Origin of the sequence: Gillisella vitis (assembly GCF_001541345.2) — a bacterium.
Lineage (GTDB): Bacteria > Pseudomonadota > Alphaproteobacteria > Rhizobiales > Rhizobiaceae > Allorhizobium > Allorhizobium vitis.
In genome coordinates, this window is the sequence record NZ_LMVL02000004.1 from 247,007 (window position 1) to 269,635 (window position 22,629).

Below are 22,629 nucleotides of genomic sequence, written 5' to 3' on the forward strand. Positions count from 1 at the left end.
GTACAGGCCCTTTCATCATACAGGCCCCTTCATCGTATTGAGTGCAGGGGCCTGTGCATTTTAAAGGCCGTGCAGTGGGCGGCGTACATGTCCACCACCCATCACACCCTATATCGACCTTAGAGCATCGTACAGAAAATCGGAACCAGCACGATGCTCTAAGTTTTTGTTTGCGCATCGGATTTATCCGAAAACCGGTTCCCACTTTTCGGTCCGATGCTCTAGAACTCTTCCCAATTGGCGCCCGCAGCAGCGGCACTGGAGCCGCCGCCGAAGGCGCCAGCGAGTTTGCCCATCATCGAGCGGGCGGGCGACGTGACAGGACGAGATGCTGCGGAACCAGCTTTAGCGGCCACCGGACGGCTGCGGGGAGCAGCAGTAGAGGGCTCGGGCTTGTAGGATGCCTGCGGCGCCATGCGATGCTGGGCCGGGGCCTCTCCCGGCACCTTGAACTCGGCAATCAAGCTGACCAAAGTGGTGGCGCTTTCGGCGAGCTTATGGGTGACGGCGGTGGTTTCTTCCACCATGGCGGCGTTTTTCTGGGTGAACTGGTCCATATGGTTGACGGAGGTGTTGATCTCCTGCAAGCCGGTGCTCTGCTCACGAGACGAGGTGGCGATCTCAGCAATCAGGCCGTTGATCATCGATACCTGTTGGGAAATCGCGCCGAGCGCATCCCCGGTTTCACGCACCAGCTTGACGCCGCCAGCCACTTCCGTGCCGGATTTGCTGATCAACGCCTTGATATCCTTGGCGGCATTGGCGGAGCGCTGGGCAAGCTCGCGCACTTCCTGGGCCACGACAGCAAAGCCCTTGCCCGCTTCACCAGCGCGTGCTGCCTCGACACCAGCATTGAGCGCGAGAAGATTGGTCTGGAAAGCGATTTCGTCGATCACATTGATGATCTTGGAAATCTCGCTCGAGGCCTGTTCGATCCGGCCCATGGCCGAAACTGCATCGGCCACAACCTTAGAAGAGCCTTCAGTGCTGACCTGGGCATCGGCAGCAAGAACTGCGGCCTGTTGCGCACGGTCGGCGGCGCTGCGCACCGTGCCGGTGACCTGTTCCAGAGCTGCCGAGGTCTCTTCCAGCGAAGCAGCCTGTTGCTCGGTGCGGTTGGCAAGCGCGCCTGCGGCGCTGCGCATTTCATTGCCACTGGCCTCGACCGACATCGCCTCGTTGCGCAAACGGGCGAAGGCCAGGCTGAGATTGTTGACCGAATTGTTGAAATCGACCCGGAGCGGCTCAAGTTCAGGGATAAACGACTGGTCGATCCGAGTCGTCAGGTCGCCGGTGCTCAAGCGATTCATGGCAACCGCCAGCATGTCGGCACAGTTGCGGATATTGGCGGCATCCGCATCCTTTTCAGCTTCACGCTCGGCCCGTTCCCGGTCGTTGCGCGCCCGTGTTTCGTTTGCGTCCTGTTCCAGTTGCAGCTTCTTGAGCGCATCTTGACGGAAAACTTCCAGTGCCCGCGCCAGAGCGCCTATCTCGTTGCGCAAGCCCTGATGCGGGACTTCGAGATCGGTCCGGCCATCAGCAAGACTGGAGGCCGCCGCCGTCAGTTCTGGAATCGGGCGCATGGTCTTGCGAGTGATGAACACCATCAACAGAAGGGAGACCAACAAGGCGATACCCGCGGTAATCGCCACGGCTTGCGCCATCTGATCGCTGATACCGGCAATTTCGGCAACACGCACACCGGCATAGAGAATGCCGATGACAGAACCGGAGGAATTGATGATCGGCTTGTAGATCGTATAATAGTCAGTGCCGAGAATGGCGGCTTGACCACGATACGTCTCACCCTTGATGAGGGACGAATAGACGGCACCCGTTGGATCGAGCGGCGTGCCGACGGCGCGCTGGCCATCCGGCTTGATGATATTGGTGGTGCGGCGAATGTAACCCTTGGTCGCTTCATCCAGAGTAAACAGCGTCGCCGTCTGGCCCGTCATCCGGCCAATGGAATCGATCGTGTCATGATTGGCAAATTGCCCCGGCAGCGTCTGCGCCGAAATGCGTTCAACATTGCCATCCCTGCCCCAGCTGACCTTGACGCCAGGCACATCGCGCTCCAGCAACGTGGCCGCGACCCGCAGACTGCTGTTCTGGCTGTCGATGGCCTGCTGCGTCACACGCTCATGAACCTGACCCGAAATCGTCCAGGCAACAGCGCCCAGAGATACAACCAATATCAGGGTCGTCACCACAGTGATTGTCCCGACCAACCCGAAACGGGATAGAAATTTCATTGCCAAACCCTCAAATATTTATGGTCCCTTAAGCCCAAAATATTTGACGAGTGTTAAGGCAAGATTGTCACAAACCTTTCTCAAGCCCTTCACCGCCAAGGCCTTTACGTCCCAGTCCAAGGGAAATAGCACCAATGCGGGACGCTTGCAGCGCGCATCTATCAGCAGAAAAGTGCAATTATTTGATTATACAACAACATAAATACAAGACTAAATTACTTATAACTAAAACGCAAATTGTTCCATCCTGACCTGCTCTTGCAAAACAAAGAGCGGTTATGGTTAAACAACTGCTACCACAGAGAGAACAGATGCCCTTGGACAGTACAAAAAACCATTTGCGACAACAAAGCCTTGCCCGTCGGGACGCAATTCCTGCGCATATTCGCGCCGATCATTCGACCGCAATTGCCCATCACGGTGCCAGCGCCATCGAGATTACCCCAGGCACCATGGTTTCCGGCTTCCTGCCGATCCGCTCCGAAGTAGACACGCAACCGTTAATGGAGATGTTGCGCCAACGAAGTGCCTATCTCTGCCTGCCCGTGGTTCTGGATCGCCAGACCATCTGCTTCCGGCAATGGCGCGCGGACGACCCGCTGATCGATACAGGTTTTGGCACGCGCGGTCCTGGCCCCCAGGCAGAGGTTGTCGATCCGCAAGTTCTGCTGATCCCGCTGGCCGCTTTCGACCGGCATGGCAACCGGATCGGCTATGGCGCAGGCCATTACGACCGTGCGATTGCCCGTTTGCATCAGAAAGGCCTTGATCCGCTTCTGATCGGCATTGCATTTGACTGTCAGGAAGTGGCAGATGTGCCTTTCGAACCCCATGACGTCGCTTTGCATGCCATTTTGACGGAAAGTGGATACAAGAACTTCAAGACCTGACTGGATTTAAGGAATGCGGCTGCTTTTTCTGGGCGACATGGTTGGCAAGACAGGCCGCACGGCGGTTTGGGAAAAGCTGCCCGGCCTGGTCTCCGACCTGAAACTGGATTTCGTCATCGTCAATGGCGAAAATGCCGCTGGCGGCTTCGGGATTACCGAGGATATTTTCCTCGAAACCATCAATGCCGGCGCAGATGTCGTCACCACTGGCAACCATGTCTGGGACCAGAAGGAAGCGATCACCTTTTCCGGTCGCCACGACCAGTTCCTTCGCCCGGCCAATTATCCGGCGGGGACACCAGGCAAAGGCTCCGGTCTCTATTATGCCCGCAATGGCGCGCGCGTGCTAGTCGCCAATATCATGGGCCGGGTGTTCATGCATCCCGAGTTGGACGATCCGTTCAAATCGGCGGAAACTATCCTCGCCGCCTGCCCTCTGAAGGAACAGGCCGACGCCATCATCTTCGATTTTCATGCCGAGGCCACCAGTGAAAAGCAGTGTTTCGGCCATTTCGTCGATGGCCGTGCCAGTTTCGTGGTCGGCACCCACACCCATGTGCCAACCGCCGATCACCAGATTCTCAATGGCGGAACCGCTTATATGTCCGATGCGGGCATGTGCGGCGATTATGATTCGTCGCTGGGCATGGAAAAGGAAGAGCCGCTGAACCGGTTCATTTCGAAAATGCCCAAGGGCCGGTTTGAAGCAGCCCATGGCCCGGCAACAATCTGCGGCGTCGGCGTCGAGATTTCCGACAGTACAGGCCTTGCCGAAAAGATCGCCCCCTTGCGCATCGGCCCGCGCCTCACCGAGACCATCCCCGCTTTCTGGGCGTGAAGCCTCCGGCTTCGTATCCCTGATTGCGCCGGGCAACAGCCCGATCAATCTTGCCTCTTGCCGGGACCGGTGTAAGGTCCCGCGCAGCACCGTAACGACATTCAACACGGGAAACTCACCATGCCTGCTTTCAAGACACTTGACGATCTCACCGATATCGCCGGCAAGCGCGTACTGTTGCGCGTCGACCTGAACGTGCCCGTCTCCGGCGGCAAGGTGACGGATGCAACCCGCATCGAGCGCGTCGCCCCAACCATCAAGGAACTGTCGGCCAAGGGCGCCAAGGTTATCCTGCTGGCCCATTTCGGTCGTCCCAAGGGCGAGCCGGTTGCCGATATGTCGCTGTCGCAGATCATTTCCGCCGTCGAGGAAGTGCTGGACCAGGCGGTCGCGTTTGGCGAAGACTGCGTTGGCGAACCGGCCGAAAGGGCGGTTGCTGCGCTCAACAACGGCGATATCCTGCTTCTGGAAAACACCCGCTTCCACAAGGGCGAGGAAAAGAACGACGCCGACTTTACCGCCGAACTCGCCAAGAACGGCGACATCTACGTCAATGACGCCTTTTCCGCTGCCCACCGCGCCCATGCCTCCACGGAAGGGCTCGCCCATATTCTGCCTGCCTATGCCGGGCGCACCATGCAGGCCGAACTGGAAGCGCTGGAAAAGGGCCTTGGCAAGCCGACCCATCCGGTGGTCGCCATTGTCGGCGGCGCCAAGGTGTCCTCCAAGATCGACCTGCTGATGAACCTGGTCAAGAAGGTCGATGCGCTTGTCATCGGCGGTGGCATGGCCAATACATTCATCGCCGCGCAGGGGATCGATGTCGGCAAGTCGCTGTGCGAACACGACCTGGCCGATACCGCCAAGCAGATCATGATCGAAGCAGAAACCGCTGGCTGCACCATCGTGCTGCCAGTCGACGGCGTCGTTGCCCGCGAGTTCAAGGCCAATGCCGCCAATGAGACCGTCAGCGTCTCGGCCATTCCAGCCGACGCGATGATGCTGGATGTCGGTCCGAAATCGGTGGCAGTCGTCAATGACTGGATCACCAAGGCGGCAACGCTGGTCTGGAACGGCCCACTGGGCGCTTTTGAAATTCCCCCCTTCGATACCGCCACGGTCTCTGCCGCAAAACACGCCGCAGAGCGCAGCGCGGCTGGCAAGCTGGTCTCGGTGGCTGGCGGCGGCGACACGGTCTCGGCGCTCAATCATGCTGGCGTTGTCGATGACTTTTCCTATGTCTCAACCGCAGGCGGCGCTTTCCTGGAATGGATGGAAGGCAAGGAACTGCCCGGCGTTGCCGTGTTGACCCGTCCAGCTTAACCAACGGGCGAAAAATGTGAGGTGTGGCATGGAACAAATGCCGCACCTGAATTTCTTTTAAAAAAGATTGAATTTTAAAACGATTGAAGTGATTTCAATCGTTTCAATGACTTAACGCCCCATTTTCCTCCCGAACAACATCTGTTACGCGATAACCAGTGGTAACGTTTTTGGGAGCATAGGACATGAGTGAGAGACTTGAAGACATCGCCGTCAAGATGATGGCTGATGGCAAGGGCCTTCTGGCAGCGGACGAGTCCACGTCCACCATCAAGAAGCGTTTCGACACGATTGGCCTCGAATCGACCGAAACCAGCCGCCGCGACTACCGCGAAATGCTGTTTCGCTCCGACGAGGCAATGAAAAAATACATTTCCGGCGTCATTCTCTATGAAGAGACCCTGTATCAGAAAGCTGCCGACGGCACGCCTTTCGTCGATCTCATCAAGGCCGCTGGCTCTATCCCCGGCATCAAGGTCGACACCGGCGCCAAGCCAATGGCCGGTTTTCCTGGCGAAACGCTGACAGAAGGCCTGGACGGTCTGCGTGAGCGTCTCGCCAATTACTACAAGGCCGGCGCCCGCTTTGCCAAATGGCGCGGCGTTATCGCCATTGCCGATGGCCTGCCGACCTGGGGCTCGATCAAAGCCAATAGCCAGGCACTCGCCTATTACGCCGCCCTGTGCCAGGAGGCAGGTATCGTGCCGATCGTTGAGCCGGAAGTGCTGATGGATGGCGCGCCGGGTACCCATGACATTGCCAAATGCGCTGAAGTTACGGAATGGGTGCTGCGCACTGTGTTCCAGGATCTCTACGACGCCCGTGTCAATCTCGAAGGCATGATCCTGAAGCCGAACATGATCATCGACGGCAAGAATGCCCGTAAAGCCTCCGTGGATGAAGTGGCTGCCGCGACCGTCAAGGTGCTGAAGGCCACGGTTCCTTCCTCCGTTCCCGGCATCGCCTTCCTGTCTGGCGGCCAGAGCACAGAGGAAGCAACCGCGCATCTCTCCGCCATGAATGCCGGTTACGACCTGCCCTGGACCCTGACCTATTCCTATGGCCGCGCCCTTCAGGATAGCGCCATTAAAACATGGGGCGGCCGCAGCGAAAACGTCGCCGCCGGTCAGCGTGCCTTCACCCACCGCGCCCGCATGAACAGCCTGGCCGCGACTGGCACCTGGAAACAGGACCTGGAAAAGGCCGCCTGAGGGCAACCATCGAACACATTTGATCCTGCATCTTGAAGCCCCACCGCACCCGGTGGGGCTTTTTCTTGTCACTCTGACAGGATTTCATCTTCATTTCGGCGACGCCACTGCTATCGAGATCACGGTTGTTCATCACTTAGTGGAATGAATTTGACATTTGATACCCCCTTGCCGCACCCTCGAGGATCAAATGTCAAATTCTTAAATTCCACTAGAAACAGAGACTTGCTAGTGGTCCTCAAGATTCCGACATTTGCTCTCGAGGGTGCTGCAAACGGAGGCAAATGTCGGAATCGGACCACCAGTGTCTGTCAGGTTCAGATTGAACCAGACAGACACTCGTTTCTTTTGCTTTCGTTTGTCTTTTCGGGAAAACCGGGTTCCACTTTTCCCTGACAAACTCTATCACCTGCAAGAAGGCCAGCCATGATCTCCATTCCTTTCATCACTCTCGACGTCTTTACCGTTGAGCGGTTTCGCGGCAATCCTCTGGCGGTTATTCTCGATGGGCGCGGGCTGTCGGATGTGACGATGCAGGCCATTGCCGCCGAATTCGGCTATTCTGAAACCACCTTCGTCCTGCCTCCGACAGACGCGGCCAATACCGCGCAGGTGCGGATCTTCACGCCTGTCATGGAAATACCCTTTGCCGGTCATCCCAATGTTGGCACAGCCATCGCCCTTGCCGGACAACCGACCTTGTTCGGCCAGTCCCTTGGCGATGATCCGCGCTTTGAGGAAAAAGCTGGTCTCGTCACCGTTCAGCTGAGCCGCGATGACAATGGTCTGGTGAACGCCCGCATCCGTGCACCCCAGCCTCTTTTCGTCAGCGGCCCGGTGGCAACGGCCGATCTGGCCGCCGCCATGTGCTTGGCTGAGAGTGACATTCAAACCGCAAACCATGCTCCGGCCTTTATTTCTGTCGGATTGACATTCATCGCAGCGGAGTTGACCGATCTCGCCGCCCTTGGCCGCAGCAAGCCTGATCTTGCCGCTCTCGGCCGTCTGGTCGAAATCCATGCCGACCAGGAAACGGATGGCGCGACCTTTCTCTATTGCCGGATGTCGGAAAACCATGTCCACGCCCGGATGTTTTCGCCTTTCGACAATGTTGCGGAAGATCCGGCCACCGGCAGCGCCTCAGCGGCACTTGCCGCCTATCTGGCGCAGCAGGCACCGGAAGCCGATCTTGACCAGACGCTGGTCATCGAACAGGGTGTTGAAATGGGCCGCCGCAGCCTGATAACAGTCACCGTCCAGAAAGTGGGCGGCACCATCATCCGAACCGAGATTTCAGGCCACGCTGTCACCGTCATGCAGGGAACACTCAGCATCGATCGTTGATCCACGCCATACAGAAACGGAAAATCAGCAATGCAATCAGGTCTGCGGGACGTATGGAAGCATCTGATCCCGGACGTGACGCCGATCAGTTCTTCAGAACAGACCCGCTCCGCCCTCGGCGCGGCGCTGGGCATTCTGGTGACCGGCGTCATCAGTGCTTTTTTGCTGGGATATTTTTTGCCGGAGCAAGCTGCAAGCCTGCCGGTGCTGATCGCACCGATGGGAGCCTCCGCCGTGCTGCTGTTTGCTGTCCCCACCAGTCCGCTTGCCCAGCCCTGGTCAATCCTGGGCGGCAATCTTTGCGCCGCACTGATTGGTGTAACCGTGGCGCAATGGGTGCCGGATCTGCTGCTTGCCAGCGCGCTCGCCATCGGCGGTGCGATTGCCGCGATGATTGCGTTGCGCTGCCTGCATCCGCCAAGCGGCGCCATCGCGCTGACTGCCGTGCTCGGCGGTCCGGGCATTCATGCGCTCGGCTATGGCTTCGTGCTCTGGCCGGTGGCTGGCAACTCCCTGCTGCTTCTGGCCAGCGCGCTGCTCTATAACCGGCTTGCAGGCCGTCGTTATCCGCATCGCGCCAAGCCTGCTTTGCCGCAAACGCCCGGCATTGCCGAAACCACAGGCTTCCAGCGCCGCGATCTCGATGACGTCCTGAAGGATTACGATGCCTTTCTCGACATCGACCGCGACGACTTGGAGGATATCCTGCGCCGCACGGAGCTGCGTGCCTATCGCCGTCGCAGCAGCCATACGACCTGCGGCGCGGTGATGATTGCGGGCATTGCCGCCCTCTCCCCGGATACGACGCTGAGCGAAGCGCTACACCGCCTGCGCCAAAGCCGCGTCAAGGCTTTGCCGGTGACCGCCGAAGACGCCACCATTCTCGGCATCGTCACCCAGACTGACCTGATGGACAAGGCGAGCTGGTCACGGGGCAAGCCGATGATCGGTCTTGGCCGACGGCTGGCGCTGGCCTTACAAGGTGCCTCTGCGCCAAACGGCACGGTCAAGGACATCATGACCACACCGGTGTGCACCGTCACGCCAGATGCACCGCTTTCTGAAGCCATCGTCACCTTTGCCGAAGCGGCGCTGCATCATTTGCCTGTGATCAACGCCCAGGCAAAGCTGATCGGCATGATCGCTCAAACGGATGTTTTGATGGCCATGGTGCAGGCCTCGAACCAGAAAGCGAAATAGGAAAAATCATTGAGAATGACCTTTCATATCGAGCCAGCAGCAAATTAAGGCCATAAAAATTCATTTCCATTCGCTTACGGGCGGTCCTGTTTTGGAGGAGAGGCGATGCTTTTTGTGATGGCGATCATGTTGGCTGCAGCACAAACGCCAGACTTCCCTGCCCCACCAACCCCCTGCGCGCAAGCCAAGGCGACCGATACCGCGCCAGCAGATCAACTCGAACTGCTGGACCAATTTAGAGCTCATCTTGCCAAGGCAGATCTGGAACGATTGGACCAGGCGCTTCCACGCAGCAGCAATGGTGGGATTGCCCAATGCGATGCTGTCGAGGGAAGTCGCGCATCATGCGAGGTAACGGCCTATATGCCCGCAATTGAAACCACTGGACTTATGGCTAAATATCTCGCCTTCATCTGCCCCAAAAAATTCTGAATGCAGTCATCCACCATAGTTGGTACACGGCGCTGTAGGCAGCGTAAAAAATTGCAGCGGTTTTGCGATAAACCACAGACCTCAAGCATGAAAAACGATCCTAAAGCTCGCACCACAGCTTAAGGCCGCACCAGCAGTGTTACAGTCCAAATAATAAAGGCCAGCACGGCAAGCTTCCAGAAGTCGCTGCGCTTTCGAAGGAATGGCAAGCCGAGCGGCCGGATCAGTTGCACGGCCATCGCCAGGATCAGAAAGGCGGATATTGCCTTGTTCATGTCTTTGGTTGCTACCTCTACGAAGCCAACGCATTTTAGCAGGAATAAAGCGCTTGTCCGCGGTCATACTGATATCAACGGGCAAAGGGAAGCAGGCTTTGCTTGGCCATCATATGGCGGTTTGCGCCATACCCCATAATACCAAGTCTCAAAGATGCTCACGCATCCTCGTCTTGAAGGCATTGCAAATATCTCAAACGCAGCAGAGGCTTGAGATATTTGCAAAGGGAATACCAAGAGTCATTTTCAATGACCCTTGGTATAGCTCGAAAATCACCTGCTGTAACGTCACAGTAACAACAGTTTGAGATATTTCATAAATCGACCCCATTCCGGGGAATAATGGCCCCACGCATTCCGCGCCCTGCCACGCTTGGCCTTCGCCTCGACCCGTTCCGAAGTGATTTGCATGACCCGAAACCTGCTTCCTGTTCTCTCCCTGTTGCTTGGCACGCTTTTTCTGTTCCTCGGCAATGGCCTGCACGGGCTGCTTCTGCCGGTGCGCGGCTCCGCCGAAGGCTATTCCAACGAGGTTCTCGGCCTGCTCGGCACGTCGTGGGCGGCGGGCTTTGTGCTTGGCTGTTTCATTGCGCCCAAGCTGGTGATGCGGGTCGGCCATGTCCGGGCCTTTTCCTGCTTCATCGCCATCATCGCCATCATTTCACTGATCACCGGCCTGGTCGTCGAGCAATATTCGTGGGTCGCCTTGCGAACGCTGACCGGCTTTTGCACCGCCGGCACCTCGATGATCATTGAAAGCTGGCTGAACGAGAGGGCCAGCAATGAGAGCCGTGGCTCGATCTTTTCCTTCTACATTTCCGTCACCCTGTTCGGGGTGGTCGGCGGCCAGATGATGGTGGCCTTCGGCAATATCCACACGCCGACCCTGTTCATGATCTGTGGCATTCTCTATTGCCTGGCCATGCTGCCCACCACCATGTCCAACGCCGCCTCGCCGCAGCCGTTGAAATCCGTCAAGCTGGATCTGCCGAAACTCTATCGAAATTCGCCGGTGTCCTTTGTCGGTATCCTGCTGATCGGCATCGCCAACGGCGCTTACGGCACTCTGGTGGCGGTGTTCGGGGCCCGCGTCGGCCTGCCGGATGTGATGATCGCGGGGATGTTGAGCATCACGATCTTTGCCGGTGCCGCCGCCCAGTTTCCAGCGGGCCGCCTGTCCGATCACACCGACCGGCGTTATGTTCTGGCCGGCATTGCCTCGGTCGCCCTGTTGGCCGCCCTGCTGATTCTGGTGATACGGCCACAGGCGGCCCTTATCCTGATTCCGCTTGTGGCGCTCTATGGGGCTGCGGCCAATTCGCTCTATCCGATTGCTGTCGCCCATGCCAATGACTTTGCTGACAGCGGCGATTTCGTCAAAGTATCCGGCGGACTGCTGCTGCTGTTTGGTATCGGTACGATTATCGGCCCGACCATTGGCGGTCCTGTCATGACGCTGTTCGGTCCCTATGCCTTGTTTGGGGTCACAGCCGTCGCCCATGCTCTGCTGGTCGCCTATGCGATTTTCCGCAGCCGGTTGCGCCCCACCCTCACCTCAGAGGAAAAAGAGAATTTTTCCACCGGCCATGGTCCGGTCTCGACCATGATGGCCACTCCGCAATCGGCGACACTTGACCCAAGGGCTGAACGCATGGACATCAGTGGTGAAGAGCCCGCAAACAAGGAGGCATGAGCCATGATGGAAGACCCCGATCGCCCACGCAAACCACCGGAACACGAGATCGGTTGCGACCTTTCTCTCCTGTCAGCAAGCGAACTCGAGACACGAATCACTTTGCTAAAACAGGAAATCGTCCGTCTCGAAACGGAAAAATCTAGCAAAATGGCGGGAAAAGCAGCAGCCGAATCGCTGTTTCGCCCTTTAAAGTAGCAGGTCATGGTTCAAAATATTACAGCTACGGATCATGGTAAAGATCGGCTCGAAAACCCTCCCACGCGGCGACAAGCAACGCCGTTTTGATCTATCCCGATGCAGTATTAACGCAATATTAAGCATTTTATGCGAATGTATAACCTGTCCGGTTCTTCTGGATTCAGACGGTTTCACCAAATGGCGATTTGGTCTGATTTTTCTCCCTGTTTTACCTTGAGAGCCGCTTTTGCGGCTCTTTTTTTATGCCTTTCGACTTTACCTAAAACTGTGGGAATTAACCCTTTCTTAAGAAACGACTTGCGCATTTGGGGTATTGGTAGCATCGTTCGCCCATGGAATTGGCGCTGGACTTCGTTAACCGCCGCGCTACGTCAATAAGTGATGCGTAAGACAGGGAAAATGTCGATGTCGGAACTTGGATTGAATACGGTCAGCTTTGCCGGGCGCGCGGCTTCGTCGTCGCAGTTCAAGGCAACCTATGCAGAGGGCATGGGGCTGGTCGAAGAAACCGCCGCATATCTTGACGGCCCCGGCCGTTCGGCTGCGAAGGTTCTGCCCCGCATGGCCTCCGTGCTCTATGCAGCCGAATCCATGCGCCTGACCACGCGCCTGATGCAGATGGCCTCCTGGCTGCTTCTGCAACGCGCCGTCAACAATGGCGAAATGTCGCGCGATCAGGTGATTTCCGAAAAGAGCAAGGTGCGCCTCGACGGCTTCAACGTCGACCGCAATGCGCCAGGCTGGAACGACCTGCCGGAATCCTTCCGCGACCTGATCGAACGCTCGCTGCGCCTGCAGAACCGGATTGCCCTGCTGGACCGCGAAATCTATCGCCCGAATGACACATCCATCGTGCCGGACAATGAGAACAGCGTTCAGGCCCAGTTGAACCTGCTGCGCACGGCCTTCAACGCCAACTGAGCGTCTTTGCTTAGACACCATGCAGACGGACGCGTTCTGCATGGTAATCTCGGATTTTTAAAACCCGGCCCTGCCCTGCAGAGCCGGGTTTTCGTTTTGGTACGCAGCAGACTTAACGTGTTACAGCGCCGTACAAACCAAAAAAGCCCGGTCGAGGACCGGGCTTTTTTGGAAGACATGCAAGCGATGACTTAGAGGCCGAGGCCGCCGAAACGCTTGTTGAACTTGGAGAGACGGCCGCCGCGGTCCATGAGCTGCTGGTTGCCGCCGGTCCAGGCCGGGTGCGACTTGGAGTCGATGTCGAGGTTCATGACCTGACCTTCGGTGCCCCAGGTCGAAAATGTTTCGTACTCGGTGCCATCGGTCATGACGACCTTGATCTTGTGGTATTCGGGATGAATGTTAGCCTTCATGACGGTCTTCCTGATGTGCCGGGGGGTCTATTTGCCGCAATTGCGTCAGCCGACCCAATTCAATACATGAAGCCGGAGACTGGTAATGTCGCGGGCTTCCCAATTTGATGGGCTGCCTATACATGAAGGTCGCGAGGATAACAAGGCCCCCAGCGCATAAGCTGGGATGGCAGGGGCGGAGTAGGGATCAGTGTCGGAAAACCAAGAACGCCAGGCAAAATCGAGCCGTAGCCTGAAGCCTCTCGCCAGGCTCAACCCTTACCTGATGCGGTATCGCGGCATGGCATTGGCCGCCCTGGTGTTTCTGGCTCTCGCCGCCGTCACCACGCTGGCACTGCCGCTGGCCGTGCGCCGGATGATCGACCACGGCATGGCCTCTGCCGATGCCGGTTTCATCAACAAGTATTTTGCCATGCTGATCGTTCTGGCGCTGATCATGGCCGCGTCCAGCGCGCTGCGCTATTATTATGTCATCACCATTGGCGAGCGGATCGTCTCGGATATCCGCCGCGAAGTGTTCGATCATGTCAGCCGCCTGTCGCCTGCGTTTTTCGACGTCAACCAATCCGGCGAAATCGTCTCGCGGCTGACAGCCGATGCCACCCAGATCAAATCCGCCGTCGGCGCCAGCGCTTCGGTGGCGCTGCGCAATATCATCATGTGTTTCGGCGCCATGGGCATGATGATCTATACCAGCCCCAAACTGTCGGTGATGGTACTGGCTGCCATTCCCGTCATCGTCTTTCCGCTGATTGCCTTTGGCCGCTCGGTGCGGCGCCGCTCCCGCCTTGCCCAGGACAGGCTGGCGGAGGCCGCAGCCTTTGCTGGCGAAAGCATCGGGGCTGCCCGCACGGTCCAGGCCTTCAACGGCGAGGCTGCTGCCAGCGCCCGTTACGGCGCTGCTGTCGAACAGGCTTACCAGGCCGCCCGCATCGCCACCCGCTCGCGCGCCATCCTGACCGGGGTTGCCATCACGCTTGTGTTCGGCAGCATTGTCGGGGTGCTCTGGTATGGCGCCCAAAGCGTGCTGGCCGGAACGCTGTCAGCGGGAACCCTGGGCCAGTTCCTGCTCTATTCCGTCATCGCCGCCTCATCGCTCGGCCAATTGTCCGAGGTCTGGGGCGAATTGATGCAGGCCGGCGGGGCCGCCGAACGGCTGACGGAACTGCTGGCTGAGGTCTCCGCCGTGCAATCGCCTGACCATCCAAAGCCTTTACCTACTCCCGCGCGGGGTGAAGTGTGGTTTGAGAATGTCGAGTTTTCCTATCCAAGCCGCCCGGGACGCTCCGCCGTTAAAGGCCTGAGCTTTGCCGTCGATGCCGGGGAAACCGTGGCGATCGTCGGCCCGTCCGGCGCAGGCAAAAGCACGATCTTCTCGCTGATCCTGCGCTTCTACGATCCGACAAGCGGGCGTATCTGTCTGGATGGAAGTGATCTGCGCGAGGTGTCAACGGAGGCATTGCGCGGCAGCATTGCTATCGTACCCCAGGACGTGACGATCTTTTCCGGCACGATCCACGATAATATTGCCTTCAGCTGCCCCGATGCCAGCCGCGAGTCAGTAATCGTTGCTGCCCGCGCCGCCCAGGCCACGGAATTCATCGACCGGCTGGACCATGGCTTTGACACACAGGTTGGTGAGCGTGGTATCACGCTGTCAGGCGGCCAGCGGCAGCGCATCGCCATTGCCCGCGCTATCCTGAAGGATGCGCCGGTCCTGCTGCTGGACGAGGCCACCTCGGCGCTAGATGCCGAAAGCGAGACGCTGGTGCAAAAGGCGCTGGACGAGTTGATGAAATCGCGCACCACCATCGTCATTGCCCACAGACTGGCCACCGTGCTGAAGGCCGACCGGATTCTGGTCATCGATGACGGCAAGGTGGTGGAACAGGGCACCCATCAAAGCCTGATCCAGCAGGGCGGCATCTATGCCCGGCTGGCCCGGCTGCAATTCCAGAGCGGAGCGCAGGATTTCCTGGCAGAAGCGAAGTAACCCATCAGGACGGGCGGGCCGCGAGAACATTGCGGCCAGCCACCCTTCCGGAAAACAGGCATCCGCCAAGAAACGTGCCTTCCAGCGCGTTATAGCCGTGCATTCCGCCACCGCCGAAGCCTGAAACCTCGCCTGCCGCATAAAGGCCAGGCACCGGCTCGCCAGACATTTCCAGCACCCGACCCTCAAGGTCTGTCTGCAAGCCGCCCAGCGTCTTGCGGGTCAGGATATGCAGGCGAACGGCGATCAGCGGCCCCTTGGCCGGATCGAGCAGCCGATGCGGTGCAGCAGTGCGCATCAGTTTATCGCCGAGATAGTGACGTGCGCCTCTGATGGCGGTGATTTGCGCATCCTTGCTGAAGGTGTTGATGATCTCCCGGTCCCGCGCCTCAATCTGGCGGCGGAGATGGGCAGGGTCCAGCCGAGCCTCACCGCTGATCGCGTTCATTTTCGCCACCAGTTCCTCCAGATCCGTGCTGACGGCAAAATCCTCCCCCCGCTCCATAAAGGCCAGGACCGGACCGGTCGGGCGCTTGCCAAGCCGCTTCAGCAACAGGCGGATATTGCGACCGGTCAGATCCGGGTTTTGCTCCGAACCCGACAGCGCAAATTCCTTCTTGATGATCGCCTCGGTCAGGATGAACCAGCTATAATCGCTGCCGCGCTCGCGCAGGATTTTCAGCGTGCCAAGCGTATCAAACCCTGGCATGGCAGGCGATGGCAGCCGATTGCCATCCGCATCGCACCAGAAGGAGGACGGGCCGGGCAGGATGCGAATGCCATGATCCGGCCAGATCGGGTCGTGATTCTTCACACCCTCGGTATAATGCCACATGCGGTCACGGTTGATGACACTGCCGCCCGCCTGCTCGGTAATGGCGATCATCCGCCCATCGACATGGGCAGGCACGCCGCAAACCATGGTGGCAGGTGGCTGACCCAACCGATCAACCGGCCAGTTCTGCCGCACCAGTTGATGGTTGCCACCAATGCCGCCGGACGCAACGATGACGGCCTGGGCGGAATAGGTGAAATCGCCAAAGGACTCACGGCTGCTCTTTTCGCCCCGCAAAACGGCATCATTGGCCAGCACTGTGCCGGACACACCCGTCACCCGCCCGTCCCGGCGCTCCAGCGCATCGACCTGATGGCGAAAGCGGAAGGTGATGCGCCCGGCCTCGGCCAGCGCCTTGGCCAATTTGAGAAACGGTTCCAGCACGCCCGGCCCTGTCCCCCAGGTGACATGAAAGCGCGGCACCGAATTTCCATGACAATCGGCAAGCTGCCCGCCACGCTCCGCCCAGCCGACCACTGGAAACCAGCGCATGCCCATCCGATGTAGCCATGCCCGCTTTTCGCCCGCGGCAAATTCCAAATAGGCCAGCGCCCAGCGCCGCGGCCAATAATCCTCGGGCCGGTCAAAGCCCGCCGAGCCAAACCAGTCCTGCTCAGCCAAGGCCAGACTGTCACGCACCCGCATCAAGCGTTGCTCGGGGCTGTCGATGAAGAACAAGCCGCCCAGCGACCAGAAAGCCTGCCCGCCGAGGTTCTGCTCCCCCTCCTGATCGACGACACAGACCGACAATCCGCGCCCCGCCGCCTCGGTTGCCGCAACCAACCCCGCCAGCCCAGCGCCAACCACGATCACGTCGAACTCGTCCATCACGCCCTCCCAAGCACAATTTCGCTGCCATTCTCTCCCTAGCAGAAAAAATTACTTTTACGCGAACGTCAAAATAGAGCAAGCGCAAGACAGGTTGTGCTCTTCAAAAGCTCTTGTTTGGCGAGAGGTTTAAAAGCTCCGATCGGGCGTGCAGTTCGCCTAACTTTGTCGCTCCTTTATTGGACATGGGAGCAGAAAATATCGGCAGGCGGACGAAGGGCAGAGCCAAGCGCCATACCCATTCATCTGCCCGTCTCACCGCTCCGTCAGCTTCAGCTCGATCCGTCGGTTCTGGGCGCGAGCTTCAGGCGTATCACCAGGAGCAATCGGTTGGAATTCACCGAAACCGGCAGCAGCCAGCCGGTCGGCAGGGACACCCTTGGAAATCAGGAACTTGACCACCGAGACGGCACGGGCAGCCGACAGTGCCCAATTGTCGGGATAGCGGCCATTGCCTGAGAGCTGGACATTGTCCGTATGGCCATCGACGCGCAACACCCAGTTGATATCGGGGGGAATTTCCTTGGCGAGATCGATCAGCGCATTGGCGAGCTTGACCATTTCCTCCTGGCCTTGCGGGTTCATGTCGGCACCGCCGGAGGGAAACAGCACTTCTGACTGGAAGACGAAACGGTCGCCGACAATGCGGATATTCTGCCGGTCCGACAGAATTTCACGCAGGCGTCCGAAAAAGTCGGAGCGATAGCGATTGAGTTCCTGCACCTTCTGGGCCAATGCCACATTCAGCCGCCGTCCGAGGTCGGCGATTTTCGCCTGTGAATTCTGGTCCTTAGCCTCCGAGGCCTGCAAAGCTTGTTCGACAGCGGCAATCTGGGCCCGAAGTGCGGCAATCTGCTGGTTCAACAGGTCGATCTGGCTCATGGCGCGAGCGCTGACCTGCTGCTGCTCATCGAGCTTGCCGCTCAACTCACCGATCTTCACCTGGGCCTGGGCTGAATTTCCAGCGCCTGTATCGAGCAGCGATTGCAAGCGGCTGCGTTCCTTCTCGGACGTATCCAGCGAGGATTGCAGATTGGCCAGCGCGTCTTCCAGGTCCTGCTTGCCGCCTTTTTCCAGCGCCAGCATTTGCGTCAATTCGGCAATCTGGTTGTTCAGCCGGTTCAGAACCTCGTCCTTGCCGGAAATTTCCCGGCTGAGCACGAATTGCGCCACCACGAAGACGGTGAGCAGGAACATGATGGCGATCAGCAGCGTCGACAAGGCGTCGACAAAGCCCGGCCAATAATCGGCGCCGCGATCCCGCTTGCGGTTGCGCCCCAGGGCCATGGTCTACTTGCTCCCGAGCTTGTCGTTCAGCCGATCCAGCGCCTTGCGCATGGCGCGGGTGTCTTCCTGCTGGGCTTCGATCCAGTCACGCAGCATTTGTTGCTCATTGCGCATGTTCTTCACTAGCCCCTGAATACCATCCGACAAACCGCTCAGTGCTGCCGCCGAACGGTCGGAGCCGGAGGCAGGCTGCTGGGCGATCTTTTTCATCTGTTCCAGCAAGCGCTCCATATCCTGGCCGGAAACACCAGATGGAAGCGGTTGATCGGAGCCGGTATCGGTGACGGAAGACAGCCAGTTTTCCAGTTCCGTATAGAAACGGTTCTGGGCGCGGCCAGCCTGCAAATCAAGAAAGCCGAGGATCAGCGAGCCGGACAGGCCCAGCAGCGACGAGGAAAACGCCGTACCCATGCCGGCGAGCGGTGCGGAAAGTCCGTTTTTCAGGGTTTGCAGCACATCGCTGCCCTGCCCGCCGGAGCCGGCATCCAATGTCTGGATAACATTGCTGATCGAACTGATCGTGCCGATCAGACCCCAGAATGTGCCGAGCAGGCCAAGAAACACCAGAAGGCCGATCAGATAGCGCGAGGTATCGCGTGCTTCGTCCAGCCTTGTGGCGATGGAGTCGAGAATGGAACGCAACAGCGTCGTCGAAAGGCCAGTGGAGCGGCGATTGCCCAGCAGTGAGCGCATCGGCGCCAGCAATTTCGGCTCGCGTCCGGACTTATCGGCCGTGCCGGAGCGCTGGAAATGGTTGAACCAGCGGACTTCCGAAATCAGCCCGACCACATGGGCAAAAATCAGAATGATACCGACGGCCAACACCCCGAGAATGAGACCATTCAGCCCCGGATTGGTGTAAAATGCCTGTTCGGCCTGCCGAAACAGGATGGCGGCAATGAAACCGACGAGGATCAGAAAGATCAGCATCGTCAGAATAATGGGTGCCGGGCTTGACAGTTTCGAGCCGTAACGGGCCGGTTCAGCGTCCGGGGCGTCCACATCCACATCCGTCATTGGCAGCACGTCTCCATTACAGGCAAGCGGTCAATCCCTTACGCGAACCACGAGCCAAGCCTCTGAAAGGCTCGGCCCAGGCAGCATGAAGTGGACGGAGGCTAGTTCAAATTCATGTCGAATTGAAGCGAAAACCGGCGCTTTTGCGAAAGCGCCGAAAAAGCCATGCTGGCGCTATCGCCGATCACGCCTTCGGCAAGGGCCGCTTGACCACGTCCAGCAGCGCCTTCTGGATATATTCATTGCCCGCGACAATGTCGCCACGGTCAAGACTATCGGTTCCACCCGACATATCGCTGACGAAGCCGCCCGCTTCGCGGATCAGCAACAGGCCAGCGGCGATATCCCAGGCATGCAGGCCGGTTTCCCAGAAACCGTCAAACCGGCCGCAGGCGACATAGGCAAGGTCCAGAGCGGCTGCCCCCATGCGGCGCACGCCGGCCACTTCGCCCATCACATGGCGCAGTTCCAACAGTGCCTTGCCGTGATTGCCCTTACCCAGATGCGGCATGCCGCAACCGATCACGCAATCCGACAGCGCCTTGCGGGCGCCAACGCGAATGCGGCGATCATTCAGGAAGGCGCCGCCACCCTTTTCGGTCGTGTAAAGCTCATCGGTGGCCGGGTTGAAGATCACGCCAGCGACGATTTCACCATTGCGCTCCAAGGCAATGGAGACCGCAAATTGCGGAATGCCGTGCAGGAAGTTGGTGGTGCCATCCAGCGGATCGACGATCCAGCGATGCGCGCCATCGGTCCCCTTGATCTCTTCGCCCTCTTCTCCAAGGAAGCCATAGGTGGGGCGGGCCTTCAGCAGGTCCTCGCGCACCAGTTTTTCAGCCTTCATATCGGCCTGGGAAACGAAATCGCCGGGGCCTTTGACCGAAACCTGCAAGTTCTGCACTTCGCCAAAATCGCGCGACAGGGATTTCCCGGCCTTGACGGCGGCCTGGACCATGACATTGAGAAGGGCTGAGCGAGCCATAGCGGTTTCCTTAGACTGAATGATGCAGCAGGCCGTCATCCGCGATCAACCGGATGGAGGCTGGGCGCGGCCCTTTTAGCGGCGTGCAAAGATTGAGCGGTTCAAGACCACAAAATCCGGCGCAATTCAAGTCCCTGCGCAATTCAGGGCGCGGCGGGTGGCTGATCCGGCACATCGGTGCCATCGCCGGGATTTTCATCCTTGTCTGCATCATTTTTGGGGACGCCATTTTGCATCTGCCCCCCGACTGGCGGCATGGAGACACCCGGAAGCCCGGTCGGGTCGATGGGCGGTGGCGTCACCGGCTTTGCAGCCTTGCTGATGATGTCGCTGACCTCGTCCCTGGCGCCGTTTTTGCCGGGCGTGGAGCCCTGCGCCTTCGATACCGGGCGGCCCAGCCTGCGCTGGCCGGTTCGGTATTTGTTGGCGGCTTCGATTGCCTGTTTCTGCTGGCTATCGGGCAAGCCCAAATAAAAATCCTCAAGGGCCGGATCGGCAAGGCCCGCCCGGCGCGACAACACATACCATTTCGCCGCCTCAACCGGATCAGGCCTGGTGCCCAGCGCCGCCACATAGACATGCGCCAGCCGGTTCTGAGCCGCGACATTGCCGCGATTGGCGGCAATCCGCAACCATTTGAAGCCCTGTTCCAGATCCTGCGGCCCGGCAATGCCGTTGATCAGCCAGATGCCGATATCAAGCTCGGCGGTATCAAACCCGGCACGCGCCGCCCGCACCAGCCATTCGCGCGCCAGCTTACGCTTTTCCGCCGGCACGTCCGGCAGGTTGCGATAGATCTGAGCGACGGCATATTGCGCATCCGCGATACCCTGTTCCGCCGATTGCTCGTAGAAAGGCAGCGCCAGCAGTAGTCCCTTCTTGCCGGGATTTTCAGAAACCAGCAATTGCGCCCAATTGAACTGGGCCGAGGCATTGCCCGCTTCCGCTGCCCGGCGCATATAGTCATCGGCCAGCTTCCGATCCGGCGTCACATACTGCCCTTCGATCAACATCAGCGCATATTTGAACATTGCCGCCGGATCGCCGTCCTTGGCGGCTTTGGCATACCAGAAGGCCGCTCCCTTCATGTCGCGCTTGACCGCCAGACCACGGGTCATCAACTCGGCAAGCAATGTCTGCGCGGCGGGATCGCCCTTCTCGGCAAGCGGCAGAGCATAGTCGAAAGCGGTGGCAAACAGCCCGCGCTGGAACGCGCCATAGGCAAGATCGACCTTGCCGGTATAGGGCTTTTCCGGCGGCAGATCCGGCAGCGGAATGCCCATGCGCTCCATCAGCGTAATGCCGCCGACCGGTCCCGCATCCTTGATACCCGGCCGCTGGACCTTGCCAGCATCCTCCCCCGACACCGGACCGGAAAGCTCGCTTGGCCTGATAAAACCATTGGTCCCATCAGAGCCCGGTGTGTTTTCGGGAGCCGTTTTATCATCGGGAGCGACCGGCACCTCGACATTGCTCCCCGGCTTTGGGCCTCGCCCTTGCTCGCCAGTCTTTTCCGATGGCGTCTCAGTGGCGGACTGATTGCCCGCCTCACCTGATTTGCCGTCATCCGTCTTTACCTCAGGCTTCGCCGCAGTGGGCGAGGATGCAGCAGGCGGAACCTGCGCATAAGCTCCGATATCCATGACCGTCGGACAAGCCAATGCCAAAACCAGGCTGGCACAGACGGATCGTCCAGGCAGCAACTGGAATTTAGCCAAACGGGGCAAGACAAGACGAGGTAGGGCAAATGTCATTGAGGCGTTCAATCCTCAAACCGTGGCGCTTTTTCGTCAAGCAAAGCATTTACCTGAGCAACCACGGTGGCGGCTGCCTCCGGATCGTCAAACACCGCCCTGGAGAGCGCCGCAAATTCCGCGCCGGTTTCAGCAACGGCCAGGGCCGATTGCGGATCTGAACCGCCCATGACGATGCAGGGGATCTCCACCATCGACGACCACCATTCGCCCAAGGCCAGGTTTTTCGAATGCGCTTCCGGCTTGATATCGCCGTCCAGCTTGCCAAAAAACATGTAGTCGGGGTCGGCATCGCCAGCCTCCAACGCATGGTGCCGGTCGCGGGCCGCACCGGAGCCGACAATCATCTTCGGGGTGAATTTTTCCACCGCCTCGGCCAGCGCCTCGACATCGCCGCTGATATGCAGACCATCGGCCTTGGCGCGACCGGCAACCCGGCTATTGTCGGCGATAATGGCAGCGGCACCCGCCGCCTGAACCAGTGGCACGACCGCTTCGGCCTGGGCCTGGAACGTGTCGTCATCGAAATCATATTGCGGGATGATCACCGAGGCGACATCGCCACCCTTCAAGGCATTGCCGACAGTCGTGGCAAGCATCTGCACATCGGCAATCTGCGGCGTGATAAGAACGAGCCGACAGCGGCTTTGGAACTTGGGCGACTTGGACATGGCGATTTCCGTCTTCTTCATGGCAAGAGCAAGGGAGGCGATCCGGGCCAAAGCGCCCTGCACCCTTTATATAGGGCATATAAGGTGCTGTAGCACGTCATGCCTGCGGCATGATTTTCTCTTTAAACCGATTGTGATTTAAAGAATGATGCCGAAGCCTCTGTTGCTCTCGTTTTTGTTGGCACTCTCTCTGCGGCGAAAGGATCTCGCCATGTTTGCAGGAAGTCGATAGACCGGACTGACGAAAGGATCAACACCAACTG

General features: G+C 58.8%; 19 protein-coding genes and 1 pseudogene. 11 read left to right on the forward strand and 9 right to left on the reverse strand.

Annotated elements, in window-relative coordinates:
- Positions 1 to 221 precede the first annotated feature (221 nt).
- Positions 222 to 2,255 carry a methyl-accepting chemotaxis protein gene (locus ASB66_RS15945; RefSeq protein ID WP_060718233.1) on the reverse strand — a complete coding sequence of 678 codons (2,034 nt, stop codon included), beginning with the start codon at positions 2,253 to 2,255 and terminating at the stop codon, positions 222 to 224.
- A gap of 311 nt (positions 2,256 to 2,566) precedes the next feature.
- On the opposite strand from ASB66_RS15945, the gene ASB66_RS15950 reads away from it, so the two are divergent.
- From ASB66_RS15950 to ASB66_RS15980, 7 genes are all read left to right on the forward strand, one after another.
- Positions 2,567 to 3,145, forward strand: coding sequence for a 5-formyltetrahydrofolate cyclo-ligase (locus tag ASB66_RS15950; RefSeq protein ID WP_060718234.1), 579 nt, complete (start codon positions 2,567 to 2,569; stop codon positions 3,143 to 3,145).
- Positions 3,146 to 3,158: 13 nt separating this feature from the next.
- Entirely contained in the window at positions 3,159 to 3,983 is an 825-nt protein-coding gene (locus ASB66_RS15955) for a TIGR00282 family metallophosphoesterase (RefSeq protein ID WP_015917040.1), read from the forward strand.
- A 120-nt stretch (positions 3,984 to 4,103) separates the two neighbouring features.
- The gene (locus tag ASB66_RS15960; RefSeq protein ID WP_060718235.1) at positions 4,104 to 5,306 is read left to right on the forward strand and encodes a phosphoglycerate kinase; all 1,203 of its coding nucleotides are present in this window, start codon (positions 4,104 to 4,106) and stop codon (positions 5,304 to 5,306) included.
- Between the two features lie 185 nt (positions 5,307 to 5,491).
- On the forward strand, positions 5,492 to 6,517 hold the full coding sequence (locus ASB66_RS15965) for a class I fructose-bisphosphate aldolase (RefSeq protein WP_060718236.1): 1,026 nt from the start codon (positions 5,492 to 5,494) through the stop codon (positions 6,515 to 6,517).
- Positions 6,518 to 6,943: 426 nt separating this feature from the next.
- The gene (locus ASB66_RS15970) at positions 6,944 to 7,861 is read left to right on the forward strand and encodes a PhzF family phenazine biosynthesis protein (RefSeq protein WP_060718237.1); all 918 of its coding nucleotides are present in this window, start codon (positions 6,944 to 6,946) and stop codon (positions 7,859 to 7,861) included.
- Positions 7,862 to 7,903: 42 nt separating this feature from the next.
- Positions 7,904 to 9,061 (forward strand): HPP family protein, encoded by a 1,158-nt coding sequence (locus ASB66_RS15975; protein WP_060718487.1) that lies wholly within the window; start codon positions 7,904 to 7,906, stop codon positions 9,059 to 9,061.
- 105 nt (positions 9,062 to 9,166) lie between these two features.
- Positions 9,167 to 9,493: a hypothetical protein gene (locus ASB66_RS15980; protein WP_060718238.1), complete on the forward strand. Its 327-nt coding sequence runs from the start codon at positions 9,167 to 9,169 to the stop codon at positions 9,491 to 9,493.
- Positions 9,494 to 9,612: 119 nt separating this feature from the next.
- On the opposite strand, the gene ASB66_RS26490 is transcribed toward ASB66_RS15980, so the two are convergent.
- Positions 9,613 to 9,768: a hypothetical protein gene (locus ASB66_RS26490; RefSeq protein ID WP_015917045.1), complete on the reverse strand. Its 156-nt coding sequence runs from the start codon at positions 9,766 to 9,768 to the stop codon at positions 9,613 to 9,615.
- Positions 9,769 to 10,177: 409 nt separating this feature from the next.
- On the opposite strand from ASB66_RS26490, the gene ASB66_RS15985 reads away from it, so the two are divergent.
- From ASB66_RS15985 to rcdA, 3 genes are all read left to right on the forward strand, one after another.
- Complete coding sequence (locus ASB66_RS15985; RefSeq protein WP_060718488.1) at positions 10,178 to 11,461, forward strand: MFS transporter; 1,284 nt, start codon at positions 10,178 to 10,180, stop codon at positions 11,459 to 11,461.
- 3 nt (positions 11,462 to 11,464) lie between these two features.
- Positions 11,465 to 11,659 carry a DUF1192 domain-containing protein gene (locus tag ASB66_RS15990; RefSeq protein ID WP_060718239.1) on the forward strand — a complete coding sequence of 65 codons (195 nt, stop codon included), beginning with the start codon at positions 11,465 to 11,467 and terminating at the stop codon, positions 11,657 to 11,659.
- A gap of 408 nt (positions 11,660 to 12,067) precedes the next feature.
- A complete protein-coding gene (gene rcdA / locus ASB66_RS15995; RefSeq protein ID WP_015917048.1) occupies positions 12,068 to 12,583 on the forward strand; it encodes a protease adaptor protein RcdA in 516 nt (171 codons plus the stop codon).
- A 191-nt stretch (positions 12,584 to 12,774) separates the two neighbouring features.
- On the opposite strand, the gene rpmE is transcribed toward rcdA, so the two are convergent.
- Positions 12,775 to 12,996, reverse strand: coding sequence for a 50S ribosomal protein L31 (rpmE, locus tag ASB66_RS16000; RefSeq protein WP_015917049.1), 222 nt, complete (start codon positions 12,994 to 12,996; stop codon positions 12,775 to 12,777).
- A gap of 190 nt (positions 12,997 to 13,186) precedes the next feature.
- Here rpmE and ASB66_RS16005 point away from each other — a divergent pair, with 190 nt between their 5' ends.
- Positions 13,187 to 14,989: an ABC transporter transmembrane domain-containing protein gene (locus ASB66_RS16005; protein ID WP_060718240.1), complete on the forward strand. Its 1,803-nt coding sequence runs from the start codon at positions 13,187 to 13,189 to the stop codon at positions 14,987 to 14,989.
- Between the two features lie 4 nt (positions 14,990 to 14,993).
- Here the strand turns inward: ASB66_RS16005 and ASB66_RS16010 are convergent, their stop codons facing one another.
- The 6 genes and pseudogenes from ASB66_RS16010 to ASB66_RS16035 form a co-directional block, all read right to left on the reverse strand.
- Positions 14,994 to 16,652 carry an FAD-binding dehydrogenase gene (locus tag ASB66_RS16010; RefSeq protein ID WP_060718241.1) on the reverse strand — a complete coding sequence of 553 codons (1,659 nt, stop codon included), beginning with the start codon at positions 16,650 to 16,652 and terminating at the stop codon, positions 14,994 to 14,996.
- A 255-nt stretch (positions 16,653 to 16,907) separates the two neighbouring features.
- Positions 16,908 to 17,939 (reverse strand): peptidoglycan -binding protein, encoded by a 1,032-nt coding sequence (locus ASB66_RS16015; RefSeq protein ID WP_015917052.1) that lies wholly within the window; start codon positions 17,937 to 17,939, stop codon positions 16,908 to 16,910.
- Positions 17,940 to 17,942: 3 nt separating this feature from the next.
- Positions 17,943 to 18,956: a hypothetical protein gene (locus tag ASB66_RS16020; protein ID WP_060718242.1), complete on the reverse strand. Its 1,014-nt coding sequence runs from the start codon at positions 18,954 to 18,956 to the stop codon at positions 17,943 to 17,945.
- 184 nt (positions 18,957 to 19,140) lie between these two features.
- Complete coding sequence (locus ASB66_RS16025) at positions 19,141 to 19,941, reverse strand: inositol monophosphatase family protein (RefSeq protein WP_060718243.1); 801 nt, start codon at positions 19,939 to 19,941, stop codon at positions 19,141 to 19,143.
- 413 nt (positions 19,942 to 20,354) lie between these two features.
- Positions 20,355 to 21,404 (reverse strand): annotated as a pseudogene (locus tag ASB66_RS16030) (tetratricopeptide repeat protein); the annotation flags it as partial.
- Between the two features lie 299 nt (positions 21,405 to 21,703).
- A complete protein-coding gene (locus ASB66_RS16035) occupies positions 21,704 to 22,366 on the reverse strand; it encodes a thiamine phosphate synthase (RefSeq protein ID WP_060718489.1) in 663 nt (220 codons plus the stop codon).
- Between the last annotated feature and the right edge of the window lie 263 nt (positions 22,367 to 22,629).